This is a genomic window from Bacillus sp. FMQ74, assembly GCF_001875785.1.
In the GTDB taxonomy this organism is placed as follows: Bacteria; Bacillota; Bacilli; order Bacillales; family Bacillaceae; genus Bacillus; species Bacillus stercoris.
Genome location: NZ_MOEO01000002.1, coordinates 128,437 through 148,076, shown reverse-complemented (window position 1 = coordinate 148,076; position 19,640 = coordinate 128,437). Strand labels below are relative to the sequence as shown.

Here is a 19,640-nt window from a genome sequence, read left to right as displayed (position 1 = left end):
CAGGAGCTGAAAATTGATTTAAAAGAGTTCAGCGAATTTATCGTTAGCTTCTTGTTCGCTATACAGGGTCATTGTCTCAATGTTATCTACGGCTTCTTGAATATACGGCTCGAAATCAACAAAGCTTTCAAAGTGTTCAATTTTCTCTTTTTTAGGGCGTGTTTTCGGGCTTGGCGGCGTAAAGATCGTGCAGCAATCTTCAAACGGCTGAATGCTTGTCTCATAAGTGCCGATTTCCCGTGATTTTTCGATGATTTCTGTTTTATCCATGGCGATTAACGGACGCAAAATCGGTGTTGACGTCACCGCATTAATCGCATACATGCTTTCAAGCGTTTGGCTCGCTACCTGACCGAGGCTTTCTCCCGTAATGATGGCAAGCCCGTTTCTCTTTTCTCTGATTCTGTCGGCAATCTGGAGCATAAGGCGGCGGGTTGCCGTCATAGTGTAATTTTCAGGAATTTGTTTTTGGATGAGCTCTTGCGTTTTTGTAAATGGAACGATATGAAGCGTCATGCTTCCCCCAAAACGGGACAGGCATTTTGCCAGATCCATTACCTTTTGCTTTGCGCGCTCACTAGTGTATGGCGGACTGAAGAAATGAACAGCTTCTACCGACAGCCCCCGTTTCATCGCATAAAAACCGGCTACAGGACTGTCAAAACCGCCGGAAAGCATTAGCATCGCTTTTCCTGCTGAACCAACTGGCAGCCCGCCTGCACCTTTTTCATCACGAATTGTCAAAAATGTTGCTTCTTCCCTGATTTCGATTCTGAGCGGGATGTCTGGGTTGCGGACATCGACCGTCAAGCCTTCTGTATTTCGCAAAATATGGCCGCCGATTTCAGCGTTCATCTGGTTTGTATCTAATTCAAATTGTTTATACGCTCTCTTTGTCGCAACTTTAAACGTATCACCTGGTTTATACTGATCCTTGATAGCCTGCAGAGCAGTTGCCTTAATATCATCAAGGCGGCTGTCACACTTAATCGCCAGGCTGAAGCTTTGAATCCCAAACACCTGCTTTAAATGAGGAAAAAGGGATTCAGGGTCCTCACCATTTAATGTAATCGTCATGCGATCCCTATTGGAAAAGTATTTTAAATTCTGATAGTCTTTCAAAACGAGTCTCACGTTTTGTTTTAAGCGCTCAATAAAGCTTTTTCTGTTTTTGCCTTTGGTCGAAATTTCCCCAAAACGGATTAATATATGATCGTAATTCATGATCTACCTCATCATTTCCCTTAATTTTTTGATGCCAGGACGAAGTGCGTTCATAAATGGTTCTGCCACATCGCTTGTCTGGCTGTAATTTAAACTGATTCTGATGCTGCTTCCTGCAATCTGCTCTCCTTTGCTCATCTGTAAGAGAACTTTACTGGGCTTATGTTCTTTTGCTGAGCAAGCTGATGTTGTGGAGACGAATATATCCTGTTCCTCAAGCATGTGTAAAAGCACTTCTGCTTTAATCCCCGGTACAGAGAAATTAATAATGTGCGGTGCGCTATTCATTTGAGGCGTGTTGATAACGACGCCCTCAATTTCACTCAGCCTTTTCATAAACAATCCCTTTGCGGCAGTCATCGTATCAAGCCGTGTAGCAAAATCAGCAGCGGCAAGATTAATGGCCTTGGCAAGCGAAACCGCACCCGCAGTATGTTCCGTTCCGGCCCGTATGCCTTTTTGCTGAGAGCCTCCCGTTATGAGCGGAATAAGGCGTGTTCCTTCTTTTACAATAAGTGCGCCTGTCCCCTTTAGACCGTGAAATTTATGCCCTGATATTGTACATAGATCAATGCCGGCCTTTTCAATTGCCAAGGGCACTTTATAGATGCCCTGCACATAATCGACGTGAAACAAAATGTTCGAGTGCTCTTTCAGCACTTCTCCTGCCTCTTCAATCGGCTGCACGGAACCGACTTCATTGTTCACATGCATCATGCTGACAAGGACGGTATCGGGACGGATGGCTGCTTTTAGTTCTTCAATAGAAACAAATCCGTCTTCATTCACTGGAAGATAAGTAACATCAAACCCGAACAACTCTTTCAGCTGTTCTAACGATTCCGTAACGGATGGATGTTCAATAGAAGTGGCAATGATATGTTTGCCTGTTTTTATTTTTGACAAAGCTGCTCCTTTTAAAGCCGCATTATTGGCTTCTGTGGCGCCTGACGTAAATACAATATCATATTTTTTTAGGCCTAAGGACCTTCTGATTTGATTTTTAGCTGCCTGAAGCAGCTGTTCCGTTTCGGCTCCATATCGGTGCAAAGATGAAGGATTGCCAAAATATCGGCTGCTTGTCTGTTCATACACGTTCAAGACTTCGTCATAAGGCTTCGTTGTTGAACTATTGTCTAAATATAACATCATTTTACTCCTTTAATATGAAAGCGATACAAAACTAATTTTATATGTTACCATAACAAATTACTGCTGAAAAAGTAAATAAAATTACTATTGACTTCTTCATGCATTCACCTATAATTAGATTTGTTACTTTCGTCATATTATCTGACAATTAATTGACAGAATATTCTACCATAGTAAAATTAGGAGGATTTATTCATTATGAAATCATCACTATCAGCCAAGGAAACGATCGCGATTGGGCTTATGCTCTTTGCACTGTTCTTTGGCGCAGGAAATATGATATTTCCGCCGGAACTTGGACAAGCAGCCGGGGAAAATGTTTGGAAAGCGATGGCTGGCTTTCTCGTGACGGGTGTCGGCCTGCCGCTTTTAGGTGTTGTAGCTGTCGCTTTAACAGGGACGGATGCCAAAGGCCTTGCTGATAAAGCACATCCGGTCTTCGGAACAATTTTTACAGTCGTTCTATATTTAACAATCGGACCGCTGTTCGCGATTCCGCGGACAGGCACAGTCTCTTATGAGATTGCCGCTGTACCGTTTGTAAGCGGGATACCTTCTTGGGTCGCGCTGCTTGTTTTCACATTTATTTTTTTCGCTATTACGTACTATCTGGCTTTAAATCCTACAAAGCTTGTTGACCGTATTGGAAAAGTTTTAACACCTATTTTGCTTGCTGTTATTGCTATATTAGTCATCAAAAGCATCATAACGCCGATGGGGGACATTCGGTCACCGCTTGAAGCGTATGCTTCCGGATCATTGTTTAAAGGATTTTTAGAAGGCTATAAAACAATGGATGCACTTGCTTCTATCGTGTTCGGAATTGTCGTTGTCAATGCTGTTAAGGACAGAGGCATCACCAGCCGTAAATCAGTTGCTTCTGTATGTATTAAAGCGGGTCTTGTTGCAGCAGCGGGACTCGGTCTGGTTTACGTTTCACTCGCCTATTTAGGAGCAACAAGCACAGATTCTGTAGGACTCCTCGGTGCAGGAAGCAAAATTTTATCTGAATCTTCACAGCACCTGTTTGGATCATTAGGAAATATCATTTTAGGTGTCGCTATCCTATTCGCGTGCTTGACTACAAGCATTGGCCTTGTCTCTTCATGCGGAAATTATTTCTCAAAGCTGATTCCTTCTTTATCTTATAAAGCCGTTGTAACGATTGTCACTGTGTTCAGCTTTATTATTTCTAACTTTGGGCTGTCAAATATCATTTTGTTCTCTGTTCCTATTTTATCAGCTATTTATCCGTTAGCAATTGTTATCATTCTGCTTTCATTTATTGAAAAATCATTTAAAGGCAGACGTGAAGTATATATTCTTTGTTTGATCGCAACTGGTATTTTTAGTATTATCGATGGCCTGAATGCCGCAAGCATTCCACTCGGTTCTTTAAATAAAGTTCTCAGTCAATCGCTGCCGCTTTACAGCTTAGGATTTGGCTGGGTCCTCCCTGCAATCATTGGAGGCATTGCCGGTTATCTGATTTCTCTTGTTACCGGTTCGAATAAAAAAACAGCTAATATCAACTAGCAAAAACCAAAAAGCCTTATTGGATCCACATCCAATGAGGCTTTTTTATATTCTGAATACATATAAAAGGCCGAGCATGTATGCGCCGGCCTTTTATATACACTTTATTGATATTGATGCTCTTTTGTCTTTTGCGATTCTATTTTTTGGACAGCACCCGGTGCGGCTTTTTCAACTGCGGCTGCTGCTATTTCATACGCTTCACTGTAATCATATTCATAAAAACGTCTTTCCGCTTCTTTCAGCTGTTCAGATAAAATGTGGTTCTGGCTTCTGAACCGGTTTCCGAACTGAATAATTTTTTCAATGAGGATGACTTGTTCGACAAGTTCCTCTGATTCCCGGCTTGCCCTGTTGACGATATCTTCTGCCTGCTTCAAATGGGCTCCGGCTTCTTCCATATTTAATGGAAGTTCGTTTAGCTGATTGACTGTTTCTTGAATGTGATGATGCGCGTTCTCCAGCATCTCTTGAATATGGCTCGGAATGCCTGGAATGTTGCTGGTCTTCAGCAGTCTTGCTGTCTCAGAAATTGTTTTTTTCAAATTGCTGAGCGTCTCCCTCGCCTGTAGCTCTTCTTTTCTCAGCGCTTGCAGATTTTCACGATACTCGGCATGCTCTTTTTTCACTTCTTCAAGCTGCTTCTCTATTGAAGCAACTTCTTCTACTAAAAGTGAGTAGGCGACATGCTCTGCATCGAGCTTATCTTTAACGGATGATAGCAGCTTGCCAATTTCATCAAGGCGCTTTTCAAAAGCCTGCTGTTTGCCAAGCTCGCCGGCTGTCAGCCTGTAGCTTTCCTTCACCAGCTCAGTTTCCGCCTTCGTATGTTCTTTCTCTTCTTTAAGCTTGTCATAAGCAATAATCAATTCAGGCATTTTGCTTAGTACAGATTGGCCGGCTTCAACTTCACCCTCCAGCTGCTGATAAACAGAATGAATATTTTCGTCAATGAGCTGCAGAATTGCGGACGCTTCATCAATATCCAGCTCAGTCATCAGGACATGCTCCGCCCGTTTTAACTGATTTGACAGATTTTCTAATTCCTTATCAAGCTGGATATGCTCAAGCTTGTACCCTTTTTCTTTCATCTCTGCATAGCCGTCCTTGAGCTTTGCAATCTGGCCGGGCACCGTCTGCTTACAATCAGCTAACAGCTTCGGCACGTCATCTATGTATGACTGAAGCCGTTCAAGATTGCGGTCCTGCTCAAGCAATACTTTTCGTGCAGTAATATAGTTTCCGCCTTCTGTTTCTTCTTCAAATTGTTTGATGCCGCTCCAAATTTCGTCCAGATCCTTTTCAAGGCTGTCATATAGGTCCCCGTAAAGGTGGCTGTAAGCCAGCAGGTTTTTTCGAGATTTCGAATAGCGCTCCCTCACCTGTTCAATCTCTTCACGGCTCTTTTCCTCACTTGTGACAAGGTCGCTGATTTCCCGAAGAATCTTTTCAATGCTTGATTCCGCCGCTGTCAGCAGGTCGTCGATATGAACGAGCACTTGATTGGCCTTTTTAAACCGGTATTTGTCTGCATTTTCCTCGGCATCATAAAGGAGCTCTTCAACTTTCGGCATGTGGGCTGTGACAATCTCATCCCATTCTTCACGCCACTTCTCAAAGAACTCTTCTGTCTGACCCGTCATTTTTAAATGTTTAATTTTGGACATTTCTTCCACGATAGACCGATTCAGAATTTCAATCTTCCACGATTCCAGCCGGTCGATTTCGGCGTAGATTTTTTTCCTGAAAAAGTAGCCTGCCGCAAACAGCGCAAGCAGTACAATTAATAATCCAATGACAAACTCCATAATGAGCCCCCTTGCTGTTTACCTTAATCTGTCAGGGTGTTTTATTTATTCAGAAAGATTTCAGGATATGTATTGAGAAAAACTGTCGTTTTCATTGTTATTATGATACCATGTAACAAACATTTTTTGACCAGAAATCAAAAACTTTTTGTGCAAAATCGGCAGGATTTGACTATTTTTTCACGGGGTGACATCAATGCAAAAGCGAGACGGACATATTCACACACCATTTTGCCCTCACGGCTCCAATGACACACTCAGACAATATGCAGAAGAAGCCTTAAAAAAAGGGTTCGAATCGATTACTTTTACCGAACACGCCCCATTGCCCCCCTCTTTTACCGATCCCACGCCGCTGAAAGACAGCGCGATGGCGCAAGCTTCTTTGGAACGCTATATTCATGAAATTTCCAGATTGAAAAAAGAATATGGCGGACAGCTTACCATCCGGACGGGGCTTGAAGTCGATTATATTGCTGAATTTGAAGACGAAATCACATTATTCCTGGACACATACGGGCCATATTTAGATGACAGCATCTTATCCGTTCATTTTTTGCGCACAGGCTCTTCCTATCTGTGTCTTGATTATGACGAGCACACCTTTAAAGAGCTGATTTCAGCCTGTGGAAACATTGAAGCTGTATATGAACAATATTACCGGAGTATCTATTCTTCCATTGTAGCATCTCTCGGCGTCTATAAGCCAAAAAGAGTCGGTCACATCACACTCGTCCAAAAATTCATCAAGCTGTTTCCATACAGCATGTCAGAGGATATTCGCGGTCTCGTTTCTGAGTGTCTGAATGCCGTTGAAAAAAACGGAATGGAGCTCGACTTCAATACTTCCGGCTTAAGAAAAATGTACGCTGGCGGTATTTATATCGAGGATTGGATGCTGAATGAAGCGAAGCAAAAGAAGATCCCGCTTGTGTTTGGGTCTGATGCCCATCAAGCGGGAGATGTCGGATATGCGTATGAGGCGTTTTTGGAACGATGCTAATTGGTAAGCGCCACGTCTCCTGTCCGAAAGACGCTTTTGATCCAAATCTTGATCTCTTCAAAATACATTTTATAAAAATACGGCTCGTGCGGCTGCATGTAGAGCACTTCTGAAATATATTGAGGCTGGAGATAGGGCATCATCAAGAGAGATTTTAATTGGAGAATAAAATGAGGCAGCGGCAGTGTTAAATGTTCACGCTGTTTTTCTCCTTCCTCAATGATCAGCTGGAAGATATACTTTTCCTTCATTAAATATGTCGACATAATTTCCCTGATTAACGTGGAGTCAATTGTGACTTCCCTGTAGACAAAACGAGTTAATTGACGATGATTATGCTGATAGGATAAAATATCGAAAACCAATTGGAGAAGCTGTTCCTGCGTGCTTTGAGAAGAGATATTGATTGCCGCTGTTTCAAGCGTTTTGCTGTAGCCTTCGTAAAACTCTGAAACTAAGTGTTCCATCAAGCCTCCTTTGCCTTTAAAATAGTAGGAGATGTGCGCAACATTTACATCAGCTGACTTTGCGATTTCACGGACAGACGTGCCAGAAAATCCTTTTTGGTTAAAAAGCATGACAGCAGATTCAATAATTTTGTCTTTGGTGCTTACTTTCATACGGCTCACTCCTTCCTCTTGATATTATTCAAGCAGGAAGCCGCTGTTCCTGTAAGAACTTATCGACAAATGCCGGCAGAAAAGCCGGAAGTTTGTTTTATATTATAGAAAAAGTGAGGGTTTTCCATGTTCCATGTCGAAAAACAATCTGGAGATAAAGAAAAAGACTATCAGCTTCTGCTAAAACAGCTCGAAGCCATGACCGAAGACGAAACAGATCCAATAGCTAACTATGCAAATGCCTCAGCACTGCTGTATCATTCGCTGCCTGAGGTCAACTGGGCGGGTTTCTATTTTGCCAAAGAAGAGGATGGACAGCTAGTATTAGGTCCGTTCCAAGGCCTGCCGGCATGTGTTCGGATTCCTTTCGGCAGAGGGGTTTGCGGCACAGCGTACGCAAACGGAAAAGTGGAGCGTGTGGAGGATGTAAACGCGTTTCCGGGACATATCGCCTGCGATGCAGCGTCTCAATCAGAAATTGTGCTTCCGATTCATGTAGATGGAAAAATTGTCGGCGTCTTAGACATCGACAGCCCAGTGAAAAACCGTTTCGACGAAATTGATGAAAAATACTTAACTCAATTTGCCGAAAAGCTAGAAAAAGCGTTAGCGCAGTAATATAAAAGCCCAAAACTGACATCGTTTTGGGCTTTTTTTATTTTATTGAGTCGTGTATCATCAAGCGGTTTTTCCCGCTCCGTTTCGCGCTATAGAGCGCTTCATCAGCCTCATGCACAAGCTCTTTAAGAGACTTTCTTGTTTCTGTCGTCCAGCAGGAGATACCGCAGGAAATGGTTACCTCGGGTTTCGTATTTTTTCTGACCGCGTAAACCAGCCGCTCGGTAATCCGTTTCCCCACTGCAACCGGCACATTTGGCAAATAAATCGCCAGCTCCTCGCCTCCCCAGCGGGCGCCGACATCATGCTTTCGGATGTTGCTTTTAATCACTGAAGCAACTTGAATTAAAATCTCGTCCCCAGTCTGATGGCCGTACGTATCATTTACATTCTTGAAATTATCAATATCAACAAGAATAAAAACACCCTTTTGGTGGATTTTCATGCTGTATTGAATTTTTTCATCTAAATACACTCGTGAATACAGTTCAGTCAGCTGATCTGTTTTTACGAGATGCTCCAAACGGTCGCGAAGCATTGAATTGGTTACAGCCAGTGTCGCGTGATGAATCAGCGCCTGAAACAGCTTGTACATTTCAAATGTAAAAGCGTACATCTTCTGTTTCAATAAAACCGCAAAGCCTAAAAGGCGGTCGTTTTGAATCATCGGAGCAGCCATCAGCGAGCCGTACCCCGCCTGCCCAAAAACAGACTGGCCATTCCCGATGAAAACTCCTTTTTCACCTTCATACAGCTTTTCTTTCAGCTCATTATAAAAATCTGATGGCTTCGCTTCTTTAAAAAATGCTGTACTTCCTGGGAGCAATGTTAGGTTTTCAAAATGGTCTATATGAAAAAATCCCACTTCTTCTGCCTGAAACGATTCTGCCATTCTCACAGCCAGATCATTCATTGTATCAGTCAGTGTCAGCCGCTGATTCAAGCGGCGTGATGTTTCATTGATCAATTCCAAATTTGCGATACTTGCTTTGGATTGTTCGTAGAGCTGGGCATTTTCAAACGCTTTTCCCGCCGCGTTTGCTAACAGCGACATTTCATCAAGGTAGGCATCAGTAAGAAAGCGGTCACTCGTTCCCTCAGCCTTCAGCACCCCGTATGTGCCTTGCTGTCCTTTGATCGGAATATAGGCGGCCGATTCATTTTTCCGTAATATATCCCCGGACAAATACACTTTGAGCGCAAAGGAATCGGATTTTTCTCCTTCCATATACAGCTCTTTTGCAGGAACCCCTAAACATTGGTCTTGATCGTGCGATATAAATAAAGAAAACTCAAAAAGAGAAAATGTGCTTGTCAAGCTTTCTAAAAGCTGCTTCAGCACATCTGTCTGATCAAGCAGTGAATGGAACAGCTCTGTCATTTTGTATATCTTTTTTTGGTAGATCGTTTTGTTATAGAGTCTTTCCTGTTTCATCGACTGGTTTAAAAATGAAGCAACCACGTCCGGAAGCCCTTCAGGAATCTCTTCATCCTGCCTGCATGCAAGATGGAAACGCCTGCCGGAGCCGTCCTCAATCAGATAACATGAAGCGTTTATTTTTGAAACGGAAAAACGGGCTTCACCCTCTGCCAGTTTTGTCACAAAGTCTGATGATGACGGTGTAAGCGAAACACAAAGGGTTGAAAAATAGGTTTGAAGAGCGGAAGTCAGCCATATGAAAGAGGCGGTGAATGTGACTTTTTCCGATTTGGTTAATAAAAAATCGAGCATATGATAATGAAAGGCGGATAATTGATCTTTAGTTTGTTCTACCATGTTTTTATCACCTAAAAGTTTACCACTAATTTTTGTTTATTATATCATAAACGGCGAAGCAATAATGGAGGAATGGTTGACTTCAAAACAAATAAATTATATAATGACCTTTGTGTGAAATATTGCAGCCTTTTTGTTCAGCTTCTATGTTTTCATTTTGTTCCTTATCCATAAGGTGTATCGTGTAACTCTCTGCTGCTGGAGCGAGGATACATGAAAACAAAATGTGCATGGTCGAATAGAGCAGACGGTTTTTATTTTCCACAAAAATAAAACCAAAGGAGGAGTCACATTATGGCTCGCTATACAGGTCCATCTTGGAAACTGTCCCGCCGTCTAGGAATCTCTCTTAGCGGTACAGGAAAAGAATTAGAAAAACGCCCTTACGCTCCAGGTCCACACGGCCCAGGACAACGTAAAAAATTATCAGAATACGGTTTGCAATTGCAAGAAAAGCAAAAGCTTCGTCACATGTACGGTGTAAACGAACGCCAATTCCGCACTTTGTTTGACAAAGCTGGCAAACTAGCTGGTAAACACGGTGAAAACTTCATGATTCTTTTAGATTCTCGTCTTGATAACGTTGTGTACAAGCTAGGTTTAGCACGTACTCGCCGTCAAGCTCGCCAATTGGTTAACCACGGTCACATTCTTGTAGACGGAAGCCGCGTTGACATCCCGTCTTACCTTGTGAAACCTGGTCAAACAATCGGTGTTCGCGAAAAATCAAGAAACCTTTCTATCATCAAAGAATCTGTTGAAGTGAACAACTTCGTTCCTGAATACCTTACTTTCGATGCTGAAAAGCTTGAAGGTACTTTCACTCGTCTTCCTGAGCGTTCTGAACTTGCTCCGGAAATTAACGAAGCGCTTATCGTTGAGTTCTACTCTCGTTAATCGTTTTAAAAACCCCTGCCGCTATGCGGTTGGGGTTTTTTTATCGTCTGTTTCGTCTTTCGCCTCTTGCTGGCCAACACTATCTTGCGCCTGCCGCTCCCAATAATCCCGCTGTATCCGTTCTTTTGCAATCGTGCACATGAGATTCACGCTTTAGCGCTCCTTTCTTTTAAAAGGTGATGTGGTTGATCGTGTTTGCCCTATCTAATATACTCTTTTCCTTTCATTCCTATGCGGTAAACAAAAAGATCCTTTGCCTTCAGTGGCAAAGGATCTTTTTCTTATTTATACGTCACAAGGAAGTATTTTTTCTTCCCGCGGCGCAGAACAGTAAATTGATTTTCGATGCGGTCTTCAGCCGATAGGGTATAATTTATTTCTGTTTGGCGTTCGCCGTTAATGTAAACAGCTCCGTTTTGGATGTCTTCACGCGCTTGACGTTTAGAAGGAGATAATTTAGATTGCACCAACACATCTACAAGTGAAAGCTCTTGGCTGCTGTCAACTTCCATAGAAGGAACATCTTTAAAGCCTACCTTTACGTCTTGAGCGGAAAGCTCTTTAATATTGCCGCTGAACAGCGCTTGGGAGATGTTGATGGCTTGTTCCAGCGCCTCACGTCCGTGAACAAGCGATGTCACTTCTTCTGCCAGGCGTTTTTGCGCTTCACGTTTTTCTGGCGCTGTTTCTGTTTTTTCAGCGTATGCTTCAATTTCATCTTTTGATAGGAACGTAAAGTATTTCAAGTATTTGACAACATCACGGTCATCTGTGTTGATCCAGAATTGATAGAATTCATATGGTGATGTTTTTTCCTTATCAAGCCAGATCGCGCCGCCTTCCGTTTTTCCGAACTTCGTGCCGTCTGCTTTTGTGACAAGCGGAATCGTAAGGCCGAACGCTTTTGCTCCTTCTTCTTCTGATTTTCTGATCAGTTCAAGACCCGCTGTGATGTTGCCCCACTGATCGCTACCGCCGATTTGCAGTTTACAGTTTTTTTCTCTGTAAAGATTTAAGAAATCATAAGATTGAAGAATCATGTAGCTGAATTCCGTGTATGAGATGCCGGATTCAATTCTTGAGCTGACCGTGTCTTTTGCCAGCATGTAATTAATGCCAAAATTTTTACCGACATCACGAAGGAAATCGATCACATTCATTTTGCCGATCCAGTCAAAGTTGTTCGCGATGACAGCTGGGTTTTCTGCTGCGTCAAAATCTAGAAATCTGGACAGCTGGTTTTTGATTTTTTGGGACCATTCGGAAACGATGTCAGCAGTGTTTAAAGTACGCTCTGCTTTTTTTCCGCTTGGATCACCGATGAGGCCCGTCGCGCCACCCACAAGCGCAATCGGATGATGCCCTGCAAGCTGAAAACGGCGAAGTGTTAAAATAGGCAGCAGGTGTCCGATATGCAAGCTGTCTGCTGTCGGGTCAAAGCCTGAGTACAAGCGGATTTTTTCTTCATTCAGCTGTTTATTTAACCCTTCTTCATCTGTCATTTGCTGAATCAATCCGCGGAAGGATAAGTCTTCAAGTAAGTTTGTCATAAGATAAAGCTCCTTTTTTGATTAAAATAAAAAACGCCCCTTCGTTTACACGAAGGGACGATTGATTATCGCGGTACCACCCTACTAATAAGAGAATGAAAAACATTCGTCTCATCACTTTGCCTGATAACGGATCAGGTCCGTTCTTTCACTACTGAAAGCCTGGCCGGCTTTGTTTGCAAAAGCGGTTCATGAGTGTATTCGATATATCCGTCTGTGCTGATTTTCACCGGCCATCAGCTCTCTGGAACGTAAGGATATTCTACTTGTCTCAATCTTTACCTTTTCATATGAAGCTATATCATTTTTAACATAAATAAAATCCCGTGTCAACGCCGCCTTTTAATCCTCCATCGTTGACAGATCACCGGCTGGGAGATTAAGCTCCCACGCCTTCAGCACGCGTCTCATGATCTTTCCGCTTCGGGTTTTCGGAAGCTTATCTTTAAATTCAATCTCACGCGGAGCCGCATGGGCTGCAAGACCTTGCTTTACAAATAGGCGGATCTCTTCTTTCAGTTTATCAGACGGCACAAATCCTTCCCTGAGTGCAATAAAGGCTTTAATGATTTCTCCCCGTACCGGATCAGGCTTTCCGATTACACCGGCTTCTGCAATGGCCGGGTGTTCGACAAGCTTGCTCTCCACTTCAAATGGGCCCACGCGCTCACCGGAGGTCATGATGACGTCATCAACTCTGCCTTGGAACCAGAAGTATCCCTCTTCATCCATGTAAGCAGAATCGCCAGACACATACCAGCCGCCCGGCATGAAATACGATTCATACTTTTCAGGGTTATTCCAAATGGTATGCATCATGGAAGGCCAGCCCTTTTTGATAGCGAGATTGCCCATTCGGTATGGCGGAAGCTCATTTCCTTGATTGTCAACGATCGCTGCCTCCACTCCTGGAATCGGCTTACCCATTGAACCGGGTTTAATGTCCATGCAAGGATAGTTGCAGATGAGCTGACTGCCCGTTTCGGTCATCCACCATGTATCATGGATTCGTTTGTTAAAAACTTTGTGTCCCCATCTGATGACCTCCGGATTTAGCGGCTCACCGACACTGAGCACATGCCGAAGTGAGGTGAGATCATATTTCGCAGCCATTTCATCTCCCGCTCCCATCAGCATCCGAAAAGCGGTCGGCGCGCTGTACCAGACATTGACGCCAAGCTGTTCAATTGTGCCGTACCAGCTTTCCGGGCTGAAACGTCCGCCGACGATGACATTTGTCGCCCCGTTCAGCCACGGTGCAAAAATGCCATATACCGTACCTGTCACCCAGCCTGGATCAGCTGTGCACCAATAAATGTCTTCTTCCTTTAAATCAAGGACCCACTTTCCTGTTTGATATTGCTGAATCATCGCTTCATGGACATGCAGCACGCCCTTTGGTGTTCCAGTGGAACCTGATGTATAGTGAAGCAGAAAGCCATCTTTTTTATCCATCCATTCGATATCCAGTCTTGTGCTCTCCTGTTTCGCCGCTTCATCATAATTGATGATGTTTGTGTCGCTCTCAGCCTCTCCGCCGACTACGAATATATGCTGCAAGTGAGGCAATTTGTCTGCCGGTATCCTCTCCAGCAGCTCAGGCGTTGTGACAACAACCTTTGCCTCACTGTTTTCAAGCCGGTCCTTCACCGCTCCCTCCATAAATGCTTCGAACAGCGGCCCGGCGATTGCGCCAATTTTGATAGCGCCAAGCATAATAAAATAAAGCTCGGGTGATCTCGGCATAAAAATAAAAACGCGGTCCCCTTTTTCCACATTTCCATACCGTCTCAGCACATTCCCGGCTCTGTTTGATTCTTCCTTCATTTCTTTAAATGTGTATTTTTCATCCCGTTTTGCGTCTTTATAATAAAGTGCTACTTTGTTTTTTCGAAACGATTCGGCATGGCGGTCAATCGCTTCATACGCCGCATTCAGTTTCCCTGTCTCATGCCAAGAGAAATGTTTCTCTGCCTCGGCCCAATCAAAATGCCGGTACGTTTCTTCATAGTTTTTTAAGTTATGATCCCCCTCTATTACTGGTAACGCTTTCAAATTCATGCCCAAACATCCCCCTTTGCTGAAGTTGTCACAATTATTATAGTATAAATTCATATTCTTCTCAATTTTTAAAATATAAACCATGTTGAAAACGCTTTATAATTTGGTATTCTTAAAGAAGGCATGTATTTTTATAAGAATTGATGGGACGGTGAATTAGTGGAACATCATAAAACATACCATTCAGCAAACATCAAAACAGCAACCGGCTCTTTACTGATAGAAGGGCCTGTCTCTCCAGAGGATTTGGCAGGTTATGAGTTTCATAAAGATTTAACCGCATTTCGCCCGCCTCGCGAGCAGCATGAAGCGCTAGTCGACATTGCAGGCCTTCCCGAGGGGCGTATTATTATAGCCAGAGACGGCCGAACCATCGTCGGCTATGTCACGTATTTATATCCTGACCCGCTCGAAAGATGGTCTGAAGGAAATATGGAGGATTTGCTTGAGCTGGGAGCCATCGAAGTAGCGCCGGACTATCGGGGATGCGCTGTCGGAAAGACCCTTCTGACCGTCAGCATGATGGATGAACAAATGGAAAACTACATTGTGATGACGACAGAATATTACTGGCATTGGGATTTGAAAGGGATGAAAAAAGATGTGTGGGAATACAGAAAGATCATGGAAAAGATGATGAATGCAGGCGGATTGGTCTGGTTTGCAACGGATGAGCCGGAGATCAGCTCCCACCCTGCAAACTGTCTGATGGCCCGCATCGGAAAAAACGTCAGCCAAGAATCAATTGAACAATTTGACAGGCTCCGTTTTTATCATCGTTATATGTATTAACTGACACTGACAAAGGGGAAAAAATAATGATTGTTGAGCAAATCATGAAAAGAGATGTCATTACATTAACGAAGACGGATACGCTTGAAACAGCAATATGCAAACTGAAGGAATTCCATATCAGGCATCTGCCTGTTGTAGATGAAGAACGACACGTGATCGGCATGATTACAGACAGAGACATGAAACAGGCAAGCCCCAGTATTTTTGAAGAAAACAAACGAAGCCTATTTCTCACACGAAGCGTAGATTCAATTATGAAAAAAGAGGTCGTCTGCGCCCACCCGTTAGATTTTGTCGAAGAAATATCTGCGGTGTTCTACGAGCATGGCATCGGCTGCCTTCCAGTGGTACAGCATCAAAAATTAGTAGGCATTTTAACAAAAACCGATTTGCTGCGGACATTTGTCAAATTGACAGGCGCTGACCAGCCGGGATCGCAAATTGAAATAAAAGTAAACGACATCACCAAAAGCCTCGCTGAGATCAGCAGCCTTTGCCAAGACCTTCAAGTGAAAATATTAAGCGTGCTTGTTTATCCGCATGACGATCCCGGTGTAAAAGTGCTTGTCTTCCGTGTAAAAACGATGAATCCGCTGCCGTTTTTGCAGGCATTACAAAGAAATGGACACCACGTCGTATGGCCGTCAGAGCAAAGGGATCTGCTATGAGAGACAGTGTATTTATCTATTCTCCATCCTATCAAACCTACATGTTTCATCAAGAGCATCCCTTTAATCAGCAGCGGGTTCTGTTAACATATGATTTGCTTAAGACGATCAATGCCTTTGATGATGGAGACATTGTCAGTCCCAGACTCGCTTCAGAAGAGGAACTAGCCCTTGTCCACACGGATGATTACATTCAGGCAGTAAAGCTTGCGGGCGCCGGAAAGCTTCCCGCTGAAGAAGGAGAAAGCTACGGGCTCGGCACTGAAGATACACCTGTCTTTGCCGGCATGCACGAAGCGGCATCACTCTTGGTCGGCGGCACTTTAACGGCCGCAGACTGGGTCATGTCAGGACAAGCCCTGCATGCGGCAAATCTTGGTGGAGGGCTTCATCATGGCTTTCGCGGGAGAGCCTCAGGGTTTTGCATATACAACGACAGCGCTGTAGCGATTCAATATATCCAGAAAAAATACAGCGCCAAAGTGCTTTATATTGATACAGACGCCCACCACGGGGACGGTGTGCAATTTACATTTTACGATAATCCTGACGTATGCACGCTGTCCATTCATGAAACAGGAAGGTATTTATTCCCCGGAACCGGCCAAATCCAGGAAAAAGGCAGCGGAAAAGGATATGGCTATTCCTTTAATATCCCGCTTGACGCTTTTACAGAGGATGATTCTTTTCTTGAAGCTTACCGGACAGCAGCTTCAGAAGTCGCCGCGTATTTCGGGCCCGATGTCATTATCAGCCAAAACGGCGCCGATGCCCATTACTACGACCCGCTGACACATTTATCAGCAACAATCAATATATACGAAGAAATCCCCCGGCTTGCACACACTTTGGCTCACCAATATTGCGGAGGGAAATGGATTGCAGTCGGAGGCGGCGGATATGATATTTGGCGTGTTGTGCCCCGCGCCTGGGCCAGAATATGGCTTGAAATGAAGGGGATTGATCCGGGACACGAGATCCCGCCGGAATGGATCGCTAAATGGCAAAAACAATGCCCCGTCGCCCTGCCGTCCAGCTGGAGCGATCCGGTTGATTTATATCCTCCGATTCCCCGCAAGTCTGAAATTACAGAAAAAAATGCCCAAACCGTCAGCAAAGCATTGTATGCGATACGGTCTGAGCAACAACGAACAAAGTAAAAAACGACCTTCACGAAGAGGTCGTTTTTGATTTCTTAATGACGATTTCCACACGCCGGTTTTCTTTCATGTGTTCGTTTGTCTTGTTATCCTTTACCGGCTTTGTATCCGCATACCCGACAGCAATAAAGCGTTTGGAGGGAAGTTTCTCTTTTGACGTGAAGTATTGAATCACTCCGCTCGCCCGTGCTGCTGACAGCTCCCAGTTCGACGGGTATCGGTATGTCGAAATATTTCGGCTGTCTGTATGGCCTTCGACTTGAATGTCATTTGGAATGGTTTGAAGAAGTACGGCAATTTGGTGAAGAAGTGTTTCGGCATTTTTCAGCACCTTTGCCTCACCTGTATCAAACAGCACAGCCTCCTGCAGAACGAGCACGACACCGCGTTCATCCCGTTTGGCTGTCATTTGGGCCTTCAAGTGATTGTCCTTTATATATGTATTTACTTTCTTGAGAAGCTGATCCTGCTGATCCGCTTGCTTCTTCGCTTCGGATGGAGGTGTTTTCTTTTTTTCTATGGACGTTTGGTCCGGCTGAAGCCCGCCGCCTTCCTTCTGAATCGAATCGACTGCCGCTTTAAATTTTTGCAGATCGATTTGAGACATCGAAAAAAGCAAAATAAAGAACACAAGGACCAGGGTGATCAAATCTGTAAAGGTAACCATCCAGCTGGATGAAGATTGACTGTTTTTCCTTCTTTCAAAACGTTCTCTTCTAAGCTTCATGTACAGATCCCTTTTTTGTTTTTACTTGATTCGGCTGCTTCTGCCATTCTTCCCGTGAACTGAAAACGACGAGCTGGCTTTCAAGGTTGCGCGGGTTTTTTCCGGATTGAACACCGATAATCCCTTCCACCATTACCTGCTTGATGAAAATTTCACTTTCTGTTTTCTCTTCAAGCTTTGCCGCGATTGGGTTGAAGACCATATTGGCCAGTAATGAACCATATAAAGTCGTCAGAAGCGCAACGGCCATATTCGGCCCGAGCATATGCGGGTCATTTAAGTTTTTGAGCATCAGCACGAGCCCGACGAGTGTTCCGATCATTCCCCACGCCGGAGCGAATTCTCCCGCTTTTTCAAAAACGCGCCGCCCTTTGCGGTGCCGTTCCTCCATTGCTGCGATTTCTGAATCCATGACAAGCCGAATCGTTTCTTCATCCCAGCCGTCTATTGCTAAAAGCAGCCCTTTTTTCAAGAATGGATCTTTGATTCCCCGAGCCTGATCATCCAATGATAAAAGCCCATGTTTACGCGCGTGATCGGAAAGGGAGACAAAGGTTTTCACAAGATCTTTCACATTGTCTTCCTGGCGGATGAATGCCTGCTTTAATACAGAGGGCGCTTTTTTCAGCTCTCTTGGCGGAAAACTGATAAAAACAGCGGCGCATAGTCCCCCTGTTACGATGAAGAAAGAGGTTAGATCAAGAAAAGAGCGGAAACCCCTTACTCCCGATCCCGAAATAATCCCGATAACAATAATAATCGTTCCTAACACAAATCCAACAGGTGTAAGATAATCAAAACGTTTCATCATTTCTCCCCATGAAAAAAGCAAGAATTCACCATGAAGGTGAAGCTTGCTCTTTGTTTTTCTTATGACTTGGTTGACTTTCTTAGTTCGATACGGTGCGGCAGTTTGACGATATGCTCTTCAACCGGCTCTTTATTCATGAGCTTCGTCAGCAGCCTCATCGCAACGGCGCCAATATCATATGTCGGCTGAACAACTGTTGAAAGCTGCGGACGAACCATAAGGCTTAATCTTGTGTTGTCAAAGCCGATAATGTCGAGATCCTCCGGAATAGATAGCCCCTGGTCCTGGGCGGCATGGATAATGCCGAGTGCCATTTCATCAGTTGCGGAAAGAATGGCTGTCGGTTTTTTGTCCAGGCTCATCAGATGCTGCAGCGCTTCGAGTCCAGAGTCATATGTGTAATCCCCTTCGGCTATAAATTGTTCATTAAACGGAAGGTTCGCTTCTTCAAGCGCACGTTTGTAGCCTTGGAGTTTTTTCGAGCGGTTGATTGGTTCTGTCATTGGTCCGGAAACGAATGCGATATCTGTATGTCCTTTATCAACCAAAAGCTTCACTGCATCATAAATCGCCTGTTCGTAATCGATAGCGACTGACGGTGTTTCCTCCTGCTCTTCTACAGAAGCGGCAAGTACAATCGGCACCGGGGAACGCTTAAATTCCGCCACATGCTCGTCCGTAATGTTTCCGCCCATAAACACGATGCCGTCCACTTGTTTGCCGAGCATTGTGTTTAACAAGTGCAGCTCTTTCTCCATGTTTTGGTCAGAGTTGCTCAAAATAATATTGTATTTATACATTGTCGCGATATCTTCAATTCCGCGCGCAAGCTCTGAATAGAAAATGCTTGAGATATCGGGAATGATGACACCTACAGTTGTTGTCTTTTTGCTTGCCAGCCCTCTTGCCACCGCGTTTGGACGGTAACCGAGACGGTCAATGGCTTCCAATACTTTTTTCCGTGTTGTCGGTTTTACATTCGGGTTGCCGTTCACGACACGGGAAACGGTTGCCATGCTTACATTAGCTTCTCTCGCTACGTCGTAGATCGTAATATTGCTCATCCTAAAACCACTCCTTTTACTGGATACACTTATCCTTATCTATAGCATAAACACTTTATGTAGAGAAATGTCATAATGTCCGAATTTATGTCGTTTATGATTTGTAAGCGTAAGTCAGTAGTGTACATTATTTTTCATTATTCATCAAATTTAATTACTTCTCATGAAA

Annotated in this window: 18 protein-coding genes and 1 other annotated feature; of the genes, 7 read left to right on the top strand and 11 right to left on the bottom strand. The window is 43.9% G+C overall.

Annotation, left to right across the window (positions count from 1 at the left end; genetic code table 11):
• Positions 1 to 18: 18 nt before the first annotated feature.
• Together thiI and BLL41_RS05220 are read right to left on the bottom strand one after the other, a co-directional pair.
• On the bottom strand, positions 19 to 1,224 hold the full coding sequence (thiI, locus tag BLL41_RS05225) for a tRNA uracil 4-sulfurtransferase ThiI (protein WP_071577035.1): 1,206 nt from the start codon (positions 1,222 to 1,224) through the stop codon (positions 19 to 21).
• Positions 1,225 to 1,227: 3 nt separating this feature from the next.
• Positions 1,228 to 2,373 carry a cysteine desulfurase family protein gene (locus BLL41_RS05220; RefSeq protein WP_071577034.1) on the bottom strand — a complete coding sequence of 382 codons (1,146 nt, stop codon included), beginning with the start codon at positions 2,371 to 2,373 and terminating at the stop codon, positions 1,228 to 1,230.
• A gap of 201 nt (positions 2,374 to 2,574) precedes the next feature.
• Here BLL41_RS05220 and brnQ point away from each other — a divergent pair, with 201 nt between their 5' ends.
• Positions 2,575 to 3,912, top strand: a complete 1,338-nt coding sequence (gene brnQ / locus BLL41_RS05215) for a branched-chain amino acid transport system II carrier protein (RefSeq protein ID WP_071577033.1) — start codon at positions 2,575 to 2,577, stop codon at positions 3,910 to 3,912.
• Between the two features lie 104 nt (positions 3,913 to 4,016).
• Here brnQ and ezrA read toward each other — a convergent pair whose 3' ends face one another.
• Positions 4,017 to 5,720, bottom strand: coding sequence for a septation ring formation regulator EzrA (gene ezrA, locus BLL41_RS05210; protein WP_071577032.1), 1,704 nt, complete (start codon positions 5,718 to 5,720; stop codon positions 4,017 to 4,019).
• Between the two features lie 196 nt (positions 5,721 to 5,916).
• Here ezrA and hisJ point away from each other — a divergent pair, with 196 nt between their 5' ends.
• Positions 5,917 to 6,723 carry a histidinol-phosphatase HisJ gene (gene hisJ / locus BLL41_RS05205; RefSeq protein ID WP_071577031.1) on the top strand — a complete coding sequence of 269 codons (807 nt, stop codon included), beginning with the start codon at positions 5,917 to 5,919 and terminating at the stop codon, positions 6,721 to 6,723.
• Here the strand turns inward: hisJ and refZ are convergent.
• Positions 6,720 to 7,343, bottom strand: a complete 624-nt coding sequence (gene refZ / locus BLL41_RS05200; RefSeq protein WP_071577030.1) for a transcriptional regulator RefZ — start codon at positions 7,341 to 7,343, stop codon at positions 6,720 to 6,722. The genes hisJ and refZ overlap by 4 nt on opposite strands.
• 126 nt (positions 7,344 to 7,469) lie before the next feature.
• Between refZ and BLL41_RS05195 the strand changes: the two genes are divergently transcribed.
• Positions 7,470 to 7,961, top strand: a complete 492-nt coding sequence (locus BLL41_RS05195; RefSeq protein ID WP_071577029.1) for a GAF domain-containing protein — start codon at positions 7,470 to 7,472, stop codon at positions 7,959 to 7,961.
• A gap of 37 nt (positions 7,962 to 7,998) precedes the next feature.
• Here BLL41_RS05195 and BLL41_RS05190 read toward each other — a convergent pair whose 3' ends face one another.
• Positions 7,999 to 9,738: a diguanylate cyclase domain-containing protein gene (locus BLL41_RS05190; RefSeq protein ID WP_071577028.1), complete on the bottom strand. Its 1,740-nt coding sequence runs from the start codon at positions 9,736 to 9,738 to the stop codon at positions 7,999 to 8,001.
• A 294-nt stretch (positions 9,739 to 10,032) separates the two neighbouring features.
• Here BLL41_RS05190 and rpsD point away from each other — a divergent pair, with 294 nt between their 5' ends.
• On the top strand, positions 10,033 to 10,635 hold the full coding sequence (rpsD, locus tag BLL41_RS05180; RefSeq protein ID WP_003229304.1) for a 30S ribosomal protein S4: 603 nt from the start codon (positions 10,033 to 10,035) through the stop codon (positions 10,633 to 10,635).
• A 21-nt stretch (positions 10,636 to 10,656) separates the two neighbouring features.
• On the opposite strand, the gene sr7p is transcribed toward rpsD, so the two are convergent.
• From sr7p to acsA, 3 genes are all read right to left on the bottom strand, one after another.
• Complete coding sequence (sr7p, locus tag BLL41_RS22965) at positions 10,657 to 10,785, bottom strand: small protein SR7P (RefSeq protein WP_041521401.1); 129 nt, start codon at positions 10,783 to 10,785, stop codon at positions 10,657 to 10,659.
• A 131-nt stretch (positions 10,786 to 10,916) separates the two neighbouring features.
• Entirely contained in the window at positions 10,917 to 12,185 is a 1,269-nt protein-coding gene (gene tyrS, locus BLL41_RS05170; RefSeq protein ID WP_071577027.1) for a tyrosine--tRNA ligase, read from the bottom strand.
• Between the two features lie 50 nt (positions 12,186 to 12,235).
• Positions 12,236 to 12,473, bottom strand: a binding site (T-box leader).
• 54 nt (positions 12,474 to 12,527) lie between these two features.
• Positions 12,528 to 14,246, bottom strand: coding sequence for an acetate--CoA ligase (gene acsA / locus BLL41_RS05165; protein ID WP_071577026.1), 1,719 nt, complete (start codon positions 14,244 to 14,246; stop codon positions 12,528 to 12,530).
• 159 nt (positions 14,247 to 14,405) lie between these two features.
• On the opposite strand from acsA, the gene acuA reads away from it, so the two are divergent.
• The 3 genes from acuA to BLL41_RS05150 are packed head-to-tail and all read left to right on the top strand — an operon-like array spanning position 14,406 to position 16,869.
• Positions 14,406 to 15,038, top strand: coding sequence for an acetoin utilization protein acetyltransferase AcuA (gene acuA / locus BLL41_RS05160; protein ID WP_014665002.1), 633 nt, complete (start codon positions 14,406 to 14,408; stop codon positions 15,036 to 15,038).
• Positions 15,039 to 15,064: 26 nt separating this feature from the next.
• A complete protein-coding gene (locus tag BLL41_RS05155; protein ID WP_071577025.1) occupies positions 15,065 to 15,709 on the top strand; it encodes an acetoin utilization AcuB family protein in 645 nt (214 codons plus the stop codon).
• Complete coding sequence (locus BLL41_RS05150) at positions 15,706 to 16,869, top strand: acetoin utilization protein AcuC (RefSeq protein ID WP_071577024.1); 1,164 nt, start codon at positions 15,706 to 15,708, stop codon at positions 16,867 to 16,869. Before BLL41_RS05155 ends, BLL41_RS05150 begins: the two co-directional genes overlap by 4 nt.
• Positions 16,870 to 16,879: 10 nt before the next feature.
• Here the strand turns inward: BLL41_RS05150 and motS are convergent, their stop codons facing one another.
• From motS to ccpA, 3 genes are all read right to left on the bottom strand, one after another.
• A complete protein-coding gene (motS, locus tag BLL41_RS05145; protein ID WP_071577023.1) occupies positions 16,880 to 17,596 on the bottom strand; it encodes a flagellar motor protein MotS in 717 nt (238 codons plus the stop codon).
• Positions 17,586 to 18,404 carry a flagellar motor protein MotP gene (gene motP / locus BLL41_RS05140; protein WP_071577022.1) on the bottom strand — a complete coding sequence of 273 codons (819 nt, stop codon included), beginning with the start codon at positions 18,402 to 18,404 and terminating at the stop codon, positions 17,586 to 17,588. Before motP ends, motS begins: the two co-directional genes overlap by 11 nt.
• 62 nt (positions 18,405 to 18,466) lie before the next feature.
• A complete protein-coding gene (ccpA, locus tag BLL41_RS05135) occupies positions 18,467 to 19,471 on the bottom strand; it encodes a catabolite control protein A (protein ID WP_071577021.1) in 1,005 nt (334 codons plus the stop codon).
• Between the last annotated feature and the right edge of the window lie 169 nt (positions 19,472 to 19,640).